Here is a 13,035-nt window from a genome sequence, read left to right on the forward strand (position 1 = left end):
CTTTTTTGTGCGGACGGCCGGCTCAGCTGCTGAATTGCTGCCCCACCGCGCCCCACCGATCCGGTCATGCCCCTCTAGCTGCGGTTTTACCAGCCCGGACAGCTCCCGATGCCCAACCGCGGTGCTGAAACGTCGCCGATCTCCCTGCTAGGTGGGGACGCGCGAACAAAACTTGATATCAAATGGAGTGATGTGGGGGATTGTGGGGTAAAGTGGCGGCAACGGAGCAACCGGGGCTCCGGATGGCGCGGGAGGTGGCGGGATGTTTCTCGGCACCTACACGCCGAAGCTCGACGACAAGGGGCGGCTCACACTGCCCGCCAAGTTCCGCGACGCGCTGGCAGGAGGGTTGATGGTCACCAAAGGCCAAGATCACAGCCTCGCCGTCTACCCGCGCGCGGAGTTCGAAAAGTTGGCACGACGGGCGTCGCAGGCATCCCGGAGCAATCCGGAGGCTCGGGCATTCCTGCGAAACCTGGCCGCGGCCACCGACGAACAGCACCCCGACTCACAAGGCCGGATCACGCTGTCGGCCGATCATCGCCGCTACGCCAACCTCTCGAAGGACTGCGTGGTGATCGGATCGGTTGACTACCTGGAGATCTGGGATTCGGCGGCGTGGCAGGAATACCAACAGACGCACGAAGAGAACTTCTCCGCGGCCACAGATGAAGCTCTGCACGACATCATCTGATGCGGGACTCGACCGGCTCGGTGCCCGTGCATCGTGGCCTCTGTCCGAACCGGCCCTGGCGTACTTCCCCGACGCCAGGTCCGCACACTCGGACAGGGACCTCGGTGCAGGGGCCTTCCCCGGAGGCCTGGAGGGATTCACAGCGATGCCAGATCACATCCCCGTCCTCCTCGACCGCTGTGTCGAGCTGCTTGCCCCTGCGCTGACCCGCGACGCCCCCGATGGCAGCGGCGCAGTGCTCATCGACGCCACACTCGGCGCGGGTGGCCATGCCGAGCGATTCCTCACCGAGTTCCCCGCCCTGCGGCTCATCGGGTTGGACCGCGATCCGAATGCCCTATGGATCGCCGGAGAGCGGCTATCCAAATTCGGCGACCGCGTGCTGCTGGTGCGTACCCGATACGACGGGATCCAAGGCGCACTCGAGCAGTCCGGTCACTGGGTGGGCAGCGACGACTTCTCGGTGGCCGGCATCCTCTTCGACCTCGGGGTCTCCTCGATGCAGCTGGACCGCACCGAACGGGGCTTCTCCTATGCCGTGGACGCACCGCTGGACATGAGGATGGACCCCGACGCGCCGCTGACTGCGGCGGAGGTTGTCAACACCTACGACGAGCGCACGCTGGCGCGGCTGCTGCGTGAGTTCGGCGAGGAGCGGTTCGCCAACCGGATCGCCTCGCAGATCGCCCGCAGGCGCGCCAACCGGCCGTTCTCGACCACCGCCGAGCTGGTCGAGCTGCTGTACCAGGCGATACCGGCGCCCGCTCGCCGCACCGGCGGACACCCCGCGAAGCGGACGTTCCAGGCGCTGCGCATCGCCGTCAACGGAGAACTGGACTCGCTGCGTGACGCGCTGCCCGCGGCACTTGACGCACTGGCGCCCGGCGGACGGATCGTGGTGATGGCCTACCAGTCCCTGGAGGACCGCATCGTGAAGAACCAGTTCTCGGCGGCCACGGCATCCAGGACGCCGCAAGACCTGCCGGTCGAATTGCCCGGGCATGGACCGGAATTCGTCGCCTTGACCCGTGGCGCCGAGCGCGCGGGGGACGAAGAGATCGCAATCAACCCACGTAGCGCAAGTGTGCGGCTACGGGCGCTGGAAAAGGTGGGGGAGTCACGATGAAGGCCAAGCAGAGCAATCAGGCAAAGCAAGGCAAGCAGGCCAAGCAGCGCAAGCAGGTGAAGCGTTCGGCCTTGGCGCGCGGAACCGACGAGCGCCGCAACCCCCGCAACAGTGGTCGTCCCGCCGAAGCGCCGTCGCGCCGCAAGCCCCCCCGCGACCAGCGGCCACGGCGGTCCGCGCCCCAGACCGCCCCGATTCCGCGGCCCACCGGTGCTCCGGCCCGGCCGAAGAACGCCGGCCAGGCCAAGGCGCGAGCGAAGGCGCGTAAGGCCAAGGCGCCCAAGGTCATTCGGCCTCCGCTACGCGAGCGCATCCTCGTCAAACTGTCGTCTGTCGACCTGCGTCCCCGTGCGCTGATCGCCAGGGTGCCGTTCGTTGTCTTGGTCATCGGATCGCTAGGTGCAGGTCTGGGAACCACACTTTGGTTGTCGACCGACGCCGCCGAGCGTTCCTATCAACTCGGAAACGCCCGTGAGACGAATCAGGCTCTGCTGCAACAGAAGGAAGCGCTGGAGCGGGACGTCCTCGAGGCGCAGGCGGCACCCGCGCTCGCCGAGGCGGCTCGCGGCCTGGGCATGATTCCGTCGCGGGACACCGCGCACCTCGTGCAGGATCCGTCGGGAAACTGGGTCGTCGTCGGCACTCCCAAACCCGCCGAAGGCGTTCCACCGCCCCCGCTGAACACGCCGCTTCCCGAGGAAGCGCCACCGGCACCTCCGCAGGCTCCGGCGGCGCGCGTCACCGAACCGCGTGAACTCACCGTGCGGATACCGGAACGACCTGCGCTCGCGCCGGCGCCCGGCGCCGTCCAACTGACGCCCGGCGCGAGCCAGCCGATCCCGGGCATCAGCCAGCCCGTGCCGATCCCCGCGGTTCCACCGGCGGCCACGCCCGGTGTCGAGGTACCGCACGCGACCCAGGGCACGCTGCCCGCACTGGGGCCGCTGCCCGCGACACCGGCCGCCCCCTCGGCGCCGGTGATCCAGCAGCCGCTGCAGGTGCCACCCGTCGAGGCCGCACCGCAGGCGCCCGGGCCCGTCGCGCCGATCCCCGGCGCACCGGCATGAGCCGCGGCGACAAGGGTCCCGTCCCCGGCAAGGCGAAGGCGCGCACCGCGGGAAAGACGGCGAAGACGCAGGAGCGGTCCGCGCGGTCGCGGCGCACCCGCACGCCGTCGGCCGAGGGTGGCATACGTAGCGCGTCGTTCGTATTTCGACATCGCGTCGGCAACGCCGTCATCTTCCTGGTGCTGATCGTCGCGGCCGCGCAGCTGTTCAACCTCCAGGTTCCGCGCGCCGAGGGTCTACGCGCCGAGGCCGCGAGCCAGCTCAAGGTCACCGACGTCGACCAGGCTGTGCGCGGGGCGATCGTCGACCGCGACAACGACAAACTGGCCTTCACCATCGAGGCGCGCGCGCTGACGTTCCAGCCGGTCCGGGTGCGCAAGCAGCTGGAAGAGGCACGGGCGAAGACGGAGGAGGCGCCGAATCCGGACACCAGGCTGCGCGAGATCGCCGATGAGGTGGCGCTGCGGCTCAACAACAAGCCGAACGCGGCCACGGTGTTGAAGAAGCTCAAGAGCAACGAGACATTCGTGTACCTGGCCCGCGCGGTCGACCCCGCCATCGCCGACGTCATCACCACCAAGTTCCCCGAAGTCGGCTCGGAGCGGCAGGATCTGCGTCAGTACCCGGGCGGGGCATTGGCGGCCAACATCGTCGGCGGCATCGACTGGGACGGCCACGGTCTGCTGGGCATGGAGGACTCGCTGGACGCGGTCTTGGCCGGCACCGACGGTTCGGTCACGTACGACCGCGGGTCCGACGGCGTGGTGATTCCGGGGAGCTACCGCAACCGCCACGACGCGGTCGACGGGTCGACGGTGGTGCTCACCCTCGACGACGACATCCAGTTCTATGTCCAGCAGCAGGTGCAGCAGGCCAAAGACCTCTCCGGTGCGAAGAACGCGTCCGCGGTGGTGCTGGACGCGAAGACCGGTGAAGTCCTGGCGATGGCGAACGACAACACCTTCGATCCGAGCCAGGACATCGGCAGGCAGGAGAACCGGCAGCTGGGCAACCTCTCGGTGTCCTCGCCATTCGAACCCGGGTCGGTCAACAAGATCATCACCGCCGCATCGGTGATCGAGTACGGGCTTTCCAACCCCGACGAGGTGCTGCAGGTGCCGGGCTCCATCCACATGGGTGGCGTCACCGTCGGCGACGCCTGGGAGCACGGCGTCATGCCGTACACCACCACCGGGATCTTCGGGAAGTCCTCGAACGTCGGCACCTTGATGCTGGCCCAGCGCCTCGGTCCGGAGAAGTACTTCGAGATGGTGCGCAAGTTCGGCCTCGGCCAGCGCACCAACGTCGGGCTGCCGGGGGAGAGCGCGGGCCTCGTCCCGCCGATCGACCAGTGGTCGGGCAGTACGTTCTCCAACTTGCCTATCGGACAGGGTCTTTCGATGACCCTGCTGCAGATGACGGGTATGTACCAGGCGATCGCCAACGACGGCGTGCGCGTTCCGCCGCGCATCGTCAAGAGCACCATCGCTCCGGACGGACGTCGCACCGACGAACCCCGGCCGGAAGGGATTCGGGTGGTGTCGGCGCAGACGGCGCAGACGGTGCGGCAGATGTTGCGGGCGACGCTACAGCGCGATCCGATGGGCGTGCAGCAGGGCACCGGATCGCAGGGCGCCGTCGAGGGCTATCAGCTGTCCGGCAAGACAGGCACCGCCCAGCAGATCAACCCGGCGTGCGGCTGCTACTACAGCGACGTCTACTGGATCACCTTCGCCGGCATCGCCACGACCGACGACCCGCGCTACGTCATCGGCGTCATGATGGACCACCCGCACCGCACGGCCGACGGCCAGCCCGGGACGACCGCGGCGCCGCTGTTCCACAACATCGCTTCCTGGTTGCTCCAGCGGGAGAACGTGCCGCTCTCACCCGAGGGACCGCGGCTGACGCTGCAAGCGGACTGAGCGCTCGGATGGGCCGGACACCGGGCCGGTAACGTGTCATCGCCATGAACCTGCGTCCCAGCCACCCTGCCGGAAGCGCGCTCGGACTGGTTGCCGAGCAGGTCGCGGCGGTTCCGGCGCACGGCCCGCGGGTCCCCGACATCCGGATCACCGGGGTCACGCTGCGCAGCCAGGACGTGCAGGCCTCCGACCTGTTCGCCGCGCTGCCCGGTGCCTCGTCGCACGGTGCCCGCCACGCCGCCGAAGCGGTGTCGCGGGGGGCCGCTGCGATCCTGACCGACGCCGCCGGAGTCGCCGAGATCGGTGCCGATGTCGACGTCCCGGTGCTCGTCCACCCGGCTCCGCGCGCGGTGCTCGGCGAGATCGCGGCCACGGTCTACGGGCATCCGTCAGAGAAGCTGCGCGTCATCGGCGTCACCGGGACATCGGGCAAGACGACCACGACCTATCTCGTCGAGGCCGGTTTGCGTTCGGCCGACCGGATGCCGGGACTCATCGGGACGGTCGGCATCCGGATCGACGGCCGCGATCAGCCCAGCGCGCTCACCACACCGGAGGCCCCCGACCTGCAGGCGCTGCTCGCCGTGATGGTCGAACAGGGCGTCGACACCGTGGTGATGGAGGTGTCCAGCCACGCGCTGACCCTGGGACGCGTCGACGGGGTCCGGTTCGCGGTCGGCGGGTTCACCAACCTATCCCGTGACCATCTGGACTTCCATCCAACGATGCAGGACTACTTCGACGCCAAGGCCAAGCTGTTCGATCCCGAAGCTCCAACGCACGCAAGCGTTTCGGTGGTGTGCGTCGACGACGACGCGGGCCGCGCGATCGCCGATCTCGCGCACGATCCGGTATCGGTCAGCACGACCGGAACCGCAGCCGATTGGCGCGTCGAAGACGTCCGCGCAGTCGACGCGGGTGCCCAGGAATTCGTCGCCGTCGACCCCGCAGGGGTGCACCACGGACTGAGGATCGGCCTACCGGGCCGCTACAACGTGGCGAACTGTCTGCTCGCGGTGGCGCTGTTGGACGCCGTAGGGGTGTCACCGGAGCAAGCGGCGCACGGGCTGCGTACGGCGAGCGTGCCCGGACGTCTGGAATCCGTCGACCGTGGGCAGCCGTTCCTGGCGCTGGTCGACTATGCGCACAAGCCCGGTGCGTTGGAAGCGGTGCTGCAGACGCTGCGGGAGCAGGGCGCCGGCCGCTTGGCGGTCGTGTTCGGCGCCGGCGGTAATAGGGACCCCGGTAAGCGTGCACCGATGGGTCAGGTCGCCGCCTCCTTGGCAGAGCTCGTCGTGGTCACCGATGACAATCCGCGCGACGAGGACCCTGCCGCCATCCGTGCTCAGATCGTCGCGGGCACGGCGGGGCGCGCAGAAGTGGTCGAGATCGGTGACCGTCGTCAGGCCATCGACTTCGCGGTCGGATGGGCGCAACCGGGCGACATCGTGCTCGTCGCCGGTAAGGGGCACGAGCCGGGACAAACCAGCCATGGTGTGACTCGCCCGTTCGACGACCGCGACGAGCTCGCCGCAGCCCTCGAGGCGTTGGGTCGACGCGCGTGATCGACCTGACCATTGCCGAGATCGCCGACATCGTCGGTGGACGGCTCGCCGACATCAGCCCGGAGCAGGCGGCGGCGACCCGCGTCACCGGAACCGTCGAGTTCGATTCGCGCGCCGTCGGCCCCGGCGGCCTGTTCCTCGCGCTGCCCGGTGCCCGTTCGGACGGACATGACTTCGCGGCCGCGGCGGTTGAACAGGGGGCGGTGGTGGTGCTCGCCGCCCGGCCCGTCGGAGCGCCCGCGATCGTTGTCGAGCCCGCTGCGCCGTCGGCCGGCGACGGGACCGCGAGCGTGCTCGAACACGACACCGACGGTTCAGGGGCCGCGGTGCTGGCCGCTCTGGCGCGCCTCGCCGCTGCCGTCGCCGCGCGCCTGGTCGAGGGCGGGCTGACGATCGTCGGCGTCACCGGCTCGTCGGGTAAGACGTCGACCAAGGATCTGCTGAGGGCTGTCCTCACCCCGCTGGGTGAGGTGATCGCGCCGCCCGGCTCGTTCAACAACGAACTCGGTCATCCGTGGACGGTGTTGCGGGCGACGGAGTCCACCGACTATCTGGTGCTGGAGATGTCCGCGCGGCACCGCGGCAACATCGCGGCTCTGGCCGCCATCGCACCGCCTTCGATCGCGGTCGTACTCAACGTCGGCACCGCGCACCTCGGTGAGTTCGGGTCACGAGAAGCGATCGCGGCGACGAAAGCTGAACTGCCCCAAGCTGTCCCGTCATCAGGAGCAGTGATTCTCAATGTCGACGACGCCGCGGTGGCCGCGATGGCCGATGTGACGGCGGCGCGGGTGGTGCGGGTGTCCCGTTCGCCGGGCGCGGACCTGTGGGCGGACGCGGTGACGCTCGACGAGTTGGCTCGGCCGCGGTTCACGCTGCATGCCGGCCGCGGACAGGTTGACGTCACGCTTGCGGTGCACGGCGACCACCAGGTGTCCAACGCGTTGTGTGCGGCCGCGGTCGCGCTCGAGTGCGGCGCAACGCTCGAGCAGGTGGCCCAAGCACTCGCCGCGGCGGGTCCGGCGTCTGCGCACCGCATGCAGGTCGCCACCCGCGCCGACGGCGTCACGATCATCAATGACGCCTACAACGCCAACCCAGACTCCATGCGTGCCGGACTCAAGGCGCTGGCCTGGATGGCGCGCGGGAAACATCGCAGCTGGGCGGTTTTGGGCGAGATGGCCGAACTCGGTGACGACGCGATATCGGAGCATGACAACATCGGCCGGTTGGCCGTGCGATTAGATGTGTCACGACTGATCGTCATCGGAACCGGGAGGGCTATGAGCGCCATGCACCACGGCGCGGTGATGGAGGGGTCGTGGGGGCCTGAGGCCACCATGGTCGCCGACGCCGACGCCGCGCTGGCTGTGCTCCGGTCCGAACTGCGGCCCGGTGATGTGGTGCTCGTCAAAGGCTCCAACTCGGCCGGGCTCGGCGCGCTGGCCGATGTCCTGATCGCCGATGAGGGGGATCCGCTCGCATGAGGCAGATCCTCATCGCCGTCGGGATCGCACTGACGGTCTCGATTCTGCTCACCCCGGTGCTGATCCGGCTGTTCACCAGGCAGGGTTTCGGCCACGAGATCCGCGAGGACGGCCCGCCCAGTCACCACAAGAAGCGCGGCACACCGTCGATGGGCGGGGTGGCGATCGTCGCGGGAATCTGGGCCTCCTATCTCGGCACCCACCTCGTCGGCGTGGTGATCGACGGTAGGGGCCCGTCGGCGTCGGGGATGCTCGTGCTGGGCCTGGCGACCGCGCTCGGCTTCGTCGGCTTCGTCGACGATCTGATCAAGATCCGGCGGTCGCGCAACCTCGGGCTGAACAAGACGGCCAAGACCGTCGGCATTCTGTCCGCCGCCGTCATATTCGGTGTACTCGCGCTACAGTTCCGCAACTCCGACGGGCTGACGCCGGGTAGCCCCGATTTGTCCTACGTCCGTGAAATCGCCACGGTCACACTGCCGCCCGCGCTGTTCATCCTGTTCTGCGTCACGATGATCTACGCGTGGTCCAACGCGGTGAACTTCACCGACGGCCTGGACGGGCTGGCCGCCGGCGCCATGGCGATGGTCTGTGCGGCCTACGTGCTGATCACCTTCTGGCAGTTCCGCAACGCTTGCGCGATCAGTCCCGGTTTGGGCTGTTACAACGTTCGTGACCCGCTCGACCTCGCGATCGTCGCGGCGGCGACGGCAGGTGCCTGCATCGGTTTCCTGTGGTGGAACGCCGCGCCCGCCAAGATCTTCATGGGCGACACTGGATCGCTCGCGCTGGGCGGCATCATCGCCGGTCTGTCGGTGACCAGTCGCACCGAGATGCTCGCGGTCGTCCTCGGCGCACTGTTCGTCGCCGAGGTCACGTCGGTCGTCGTGCAGATCCTGGCGTTCCGCACCACCGGACGCCGCGTCTTCCGTATGGCGCCGTTCCATCACCATTTCGAATTGGTGGGCTGGGCCGAAACCACGGTGATCATCCGCTTCTGGCTGTTGACCGCCATCGCCTGCGGGCTCGGTGTCGCGCTGTTCTACAGCGAGTGGTTCACCACCGTCGGTGGGTGACGTGAGCGATCTCTCGATTCTGGTGCCGGGTGCGCGCGTCCTCGTGACCGGCGCGGGTATCACGGGCCGTTCGGTGAGCGCCGTGCTGGAGCCGACCGGCGTGCGGCTGACGATTTGCGACGACGATCCGCTGGCGCTGCAGCGCCTCATCACACCGGCGCGCGTGGTCACCACCGACGACGCGCAGGCGCACATCGCCGACTACGACCTGGTGGTGACCAGTCCCGGGTTCTCGCCGACCGCTCCTGTGCTGGCGGCCGCGGCGACCGCTGGCGTGCCGATTTGGGGGGACGTCGAATTGGCTTGGCGGCTGGACAGTTCCGGCCACTTCGGCCCGCCGCGGCAATGGCTCGTCGTCACCGGAACCAACGGGAAGACGACGACGACGTCGATGCTGCACGCCATGCTGATCGCGGCGGGACGTCGCGCCGTGCTGTGCGGCAACATCGGCAACCCCGTACTTGACGTGCTTGCTGAACCCTCCGAAATGTTGGCAGTCGAGCTGTCGAGCTTCCAGCTGCACTGGGCGCCGTCACTGCGGCCGGCGGTGGGCGTGGTGCTCAACGTCGCCGAGGACCACCTGGACTGGCACGGCAGCCTGGAGGCCTACGCGAACGACAAGGCCCGTGTGCTCGACGGCCAGGTCGCGGTCGTGGGCCTCGACGACCCGATCGCCGCGGGCCTGCTGAACACGGCGGCGGCTCCGGTACGGGTCGGCTTCCGGCTGGGCGAACCGGCAGCGGGGGAGCTCGGCATGCACGACGGCATGCTCGTCGACAACGCGTTCGGCGAGCGGCTGCCGCTGGCCTCTGCCGAGTCCATCACGGTGGCGGGCCCGGTCGGGGTGCTCGATGCGCTGGCCGCGGCGGCGCTGGCCCGCGCGGTCGGCGTGGGGCCGGAGCCCATCGCCGGCGCGCTCGCGGATTTTCAGGTGGGCAGGCACCGCGCCGAAGTCGTCGGCACCCATGACGGCGTGACCTACATCGACGATTCCAAGGCCACGAATCCGCACGCGGCGCAGGCCTCGATCGCCGCGTATCCGCGCGTGGTGTGGATCGCCGGCGGCATGCTGAAGGGCGCGTCGGTCGAAGAACTGGTGATCGCGGTGGGGAATCGGCTGGTCGGAGCGGTGCTGATCGGCCGAGACCGTGAGCTGATCGCCAATGCGTTATCGCGACACGCCCCGGATGTCCCCGTCGTTGAGCCTGTGACGGGGGAGGATTTTGGGGTGCATGGGAAAGATGAGACTGGTGTGACTGGAGAGGCGGTGATGACGGCCGTCATCGAGGCCGCGTCACGTCTCGCCGGCCCTGGTGACACCGTCCTGCTGGCACCGGCCGGGGCATCCTTCGACCAGTTCAGCGGCTACGGCCATCGCGGCGATGCATTCGCCGCGGCCGTGCGCGCCCTGTCGCGGTAGCAGCGATGAGCAACATCCTGACCCGATTGCGGCTCCGCAGGACGGGTGACGACCAGCCGGCCGACGCCGTGTCGGCGGAGCCCGCTCCCCGCACCCGGTTCGGCGCCTGGCTCGGCAGGCCGATGACGTCGTTCCACCTGATCATCGCCGTCGCGACGCTGCTGGTGATCCTCGGCCTGACGATGGTCCTGTCCGCCTCGGGCGTGTACTCCTACGACACCGACGGGTCACCGTGGATGGTGTTCGCCCGGCAGGTGCTGTGGACCGTGGTCGGCCTGTTCGCGTTCTACGTCGCGATGCGGGTACCGATCCACCTGATGCGCAGCCTGGCGTTCAGCGGTTTCGCCATCTCTGTCGTGCTGTTGGTGTTGGTGCTGATCCCGGGAATCGGCAAGGTGGCCAACGGTTCTCGAGGCTGGTTCGTCGTTGCGGGCTTTTCCATGCAGCCGTCGGAACTGGCGAAGATCGCGTTCCTGATCTGGGGTGCGCACCTACTGGCCACCCGTCGGATGGATCGAGCCTCGCTACGCGAGATGTTGATCCCGCTGGTGCCGGCCGCGGTGATCGCGCTGGCGCTCATCGTCGCCCAGCCCGACCTCGGGCAGACGGTGTCGCTGGGCATCATCCTGCTCGGTCTGCTCTGGTACGCCGGTCTGCCGCTGCGGGTCTTCCTGTCGTCGCTGCTCGCGGTCATCCTGTCCGCGGCCGCGCTGGCCATGGCCGAGGGCTACCGCTCCGACCGCGTGATGTCATGGCTGAATCCCGGCGCCGACTCCCAAGGGTCCGGCTACCAGGCCCGTCAGGCCCGCTTCGCGCTGGCCAACGGCGGTTTCTTCGGCGACGGACTGGGGCAGGGCACCGCCAAGTGGAACTATCTGCCCAACGCCCACAACGACTTCATCTTCGCCATCATCGGAGAGGAACTCGGCTTCGTCGGGGCGGCGGGTCTGCTCTGCCTGTTCGGTTTGTTCGCCTATACCGGGATGCGGATCGCGCGGCGCTCGGCCGATCCGTTCCTGCGGCTGCTGACCGCCACCGCGACGCTGTGGGTGATGGGTCAGGTCTTCATCAATGTCGGCTACGTGGTGGGCCTGCTGCCGGTGACCGGGCTGCAGCTCCCGCTGATCTCTGCTGGCGGAACGTCAACGGCCACAACGCTGTTGATGGTCGGCGTCATGGCGAATGCGGCGAGACACGAACCCGAAGCTGTCGCCGCACTGCGCGCGGGGCGTGACGATCGGGTCAACCGACTGCTACGGCTGCCGCTGCCGCAGCCGTACGTGCCCAGCCGCACCGAGGCGCTGCGCGACCGGATGCGCACGCGCGGATCGAAATCGAAGGGACCCAAGAAGGACGCACGGCCGCGTCCTGCGACTCGAGCGGGGGGCGCGAAGGCGGCCAAAGCCTCCAAGCCCGCTACCAGCAGAGCCCGCAAGCCCGCCGGCGAGAACCGGCGCCAAACCCCCACGGCTGCTCGGGCCGTGCGAGCCCCAAGGCATCATGGAGACGGCCGAGATCGCAAAGGCCGACGGGTTCGCACATTGGAAGGTCAGCATTACGGGTGAAAAGTACGGTTTCAGTGGTACTCGCGGGCGGTGGTACCGCGGGCCATGTCGAACCGGCGATGGCAGTGGCAGACGCGCTGCGAGCGATCGATCCCGACGTGCGGATCACCGCGCTGGGCACCGAACGCGGTCTGGAGACCCGGTTGGTGCCCGAACGCGGATATGACCTGGAATTGATCACGCCGGTCCCGCTTCCGCGCAAGCCATCCGCCGACCTGGCCCGGCTGCCCTGGCGGATACGGAAGGCGGTGCGACAGACCCGCGCCGTGCTCGCCGATGTCGACGCCGACGTTGTGATCGGATTCGGTGGCTACGTCGCGCTGCCCGCGTATCTGGCCGCCCGCCGGCGGGTGCCGGTCGTGGTCCACGAGGCCAACGCCAGTGCGGGTTGGGCGAACCGGGTGGGTGCCCGGTTCGCGCGACGGGTGCTGTCAGCGGTGCCGGATCCCGGTCTCCGCGACGTGGAGGTCGTCGGGGTGCCGGTGCGTGCGGCGATCACGTCGCTGGACCGCATGGCGTTGCGTGCCGAGGCGCGCGCCCACTTCGGGTTCGACGCCGACGCCAAGGTGCTGTTGGTCTTCGGCGGTTCACAGGGTGCACAGTCGCTCAACCGCGCAATCTCCGCGGCCGCCAAAGATCTTGCGGCGTCGGGCATCTCGGTGCTACACGCCCACGGCCCCAAGAACACCCTCGACTTGCGCGAGCCGGCGGACGGTGATCCGCCGTATGTCGCCGTTCCGTACCTCGACCGGATGGACCTCGCCTACGCCGCGGCCGACCTCGCGGTCTGCCGGTCGGGGGCGATGACGGTGGCCGAGGTGACGGCCGTCGGACTGCCCGCGGTGTATGTGCCGCTTCCGATCGGCAACGGGGAGCAGCGACTCAACGCGCTGCCCGTCGTCAACGCCGGTGGCGGCCTCGTCGTCGACGATGCGGATCTGTCACCGCAATTCGTCGCCGAGACGGTCGTCGGATTGTTCACCCAGACAGGCCGATTGCAGGCGATGACGGCGGCCGCCGCGTTGGCCGGACACCGCGACGCCGCGCAAAAGGTTGCCGAGGTGGCTCTCGACATCGCCCGTGGATCCGACCGAAAGAGTGTGCGGTGAA

At 68.8% G+C, this 13,035-nt stretch carries 10 protein-coding genes; all 10 read left to right on the plus strand.

The features are described from left to right. The first annotated feature begins 262 nt into the window (after positions 1 to 262). The 10 genes from mraZ to murG are packed head-to-tail and all read left to right on the plus strand — an operon-like array spanning position 263 to position 13,034. The gene (mraZ, locus tag M1248_RS30340; protein ID WP_163684585.1) at positions 263 to 694 is read left to right on the plus strand and encodes a division/cell wall cluster transcriptional repressor MraZ; all 432 of its coding nucleotides are present in this window, start codon (positions 263 to 265) and stop codon (positions 692 to 694) included. Then, a complete protein-coding gene (gene rsmH, locus M1248_RS30345; protein ID WP_317150611.1) occupies positions 669 to 1,820 on the plus strand; it encodes a 16S rRNA (cytosine(1402)-N(4))-methyltransferase RsmH in 1,152 nt (383 codons plus the stop codon). Before mraZ ends, rsmH begins: the two co-directional genes overlap by 26 nt. Further along, positions 1,817 to 2,887 (plus strand): hypothetical protein, encoded by a 1,071-nt coding sequence (locus tag M1248_RS30350; RefSeq protein ID WP_317150612.1) that lies wholly within the window; start codon positions 1,817 to 1,819, stop codon positions 2,885 to 2,887. The genes rsmH and M1248_RS30350 overlap by 4 nt, the downstream gene beginning before the upstream one ends. Further along, entirely contained in the window at positions 2,884 to 4,812 is a 1,929-nt protein-coding gene (locus M1248_RS30355) for a peptidoglycan D,D-transpeptidase FtsI family protein (RefSeq protein ID WP_163729252.1), read from the plus strand. The genes M1248_RS30350 and M1248_RS30355 overlap by 4 nt, the downstream gene beginning before the upstream one ends. Positions 4,813 to 4,856: 44 nt before the next feature. Beyond that, a complete protein-coding gene (locus tag M1248_RS30360; protein WP_163729250.1) occupies positions 4,857 to 6,377 on the plus strand; it encodes a UDP-N-acetylmuramoyl-L-alanyl-D-glutamate--2,6-diaminopimelate ligase in 1,521 nt (506 codons plus the stop codon). After that, on the plus strand, positions 6,374 to 7,864 hold the full coding sequence (locus tag M1248_RS30365) for a UDP-N-acetylmuramoyl-tripeptide--D-alanyl-D-alanine ligase (RefSeq protein WP_317150613.1): 1,491 nt from the start codon (positions 6,374 to 6,376) through the stop codon (positions 7,862 to 7,864). The genes M1248_RS30360 and M1248_RS30365 overlap by 4 nt, the downstream gene beginning before the upstream one ends. Next, positions 7,861 to 8,940, plus strand: coding sequence for a phospho-N-acetylmuramoyl-pentapeptide-transferase (gene mraY, locus M1248_RS30370; RefSeq protein WP_083125477.1), 1,080 nt, complete (start codon positions 7,861 to 7,863; stop codon positions 8,938 to 8,940). The genes M1248_RS30365 and mraY overlap by 4 nt, the downstream gene beginning before the upstream one ends. Beyond that, a complete protein-coding gene (gene murD / locus M1248_RS30375; RefSeq protein WP_163729246.1) occupies positions 8,933 to 10,360 on the plus strand; it encodes a UDP-N-acetylmuramoyl-L-alanine--D-glutamate ligase in 1,428 nt (475 codons plus the stop codon). Before mraY ends, murD begins: the two co-directional genes overlap by 8 nt. A 5-nt stretch (positions 10,361 to 10,365) precedes the next feature. Beyond that, positions 10,366 to 11,925, plus strand: a complete 1,560-nt coding sequence (ftsW, locus tag M1248_RS30380) for a putative lipid II flippase FtsW (RefSeq protein WP_163729243.1) — start codon at positions 10,366 to 10,368, stop codon at positions 11,923 to 11,925. Further along, positions 11,922 to 13,034 carry an undecaprenyldiphospho-muramoylpentapeptide beta-N-acetylglucosaminyltransferase gene (gene murG, locus M1248_RS30385; protein WP_410506761.1) on the plus strand — a complete coding sequence of 371 codons (1,113 nt, stop codon included), beginning with the start codon at positions 11,922 to 11,924 and terminating at the stop codon, positions 13,032 to 13,034. Before ftsW ends, murG begins: the two co-directional genes overlap by 4 nt. Position 13,035 lies beyond the last annotated feature (1 nt).

This window comes from Mycobacterium sp. 29Ha, assembly GCF_032883055.1.
Lineage (GTDB): Bacteria > Actinomycetota > Actinomycetes > Mycobacteriales > Mycobacteriaceae > Mycobacterium > Mycobacterium gallinarum.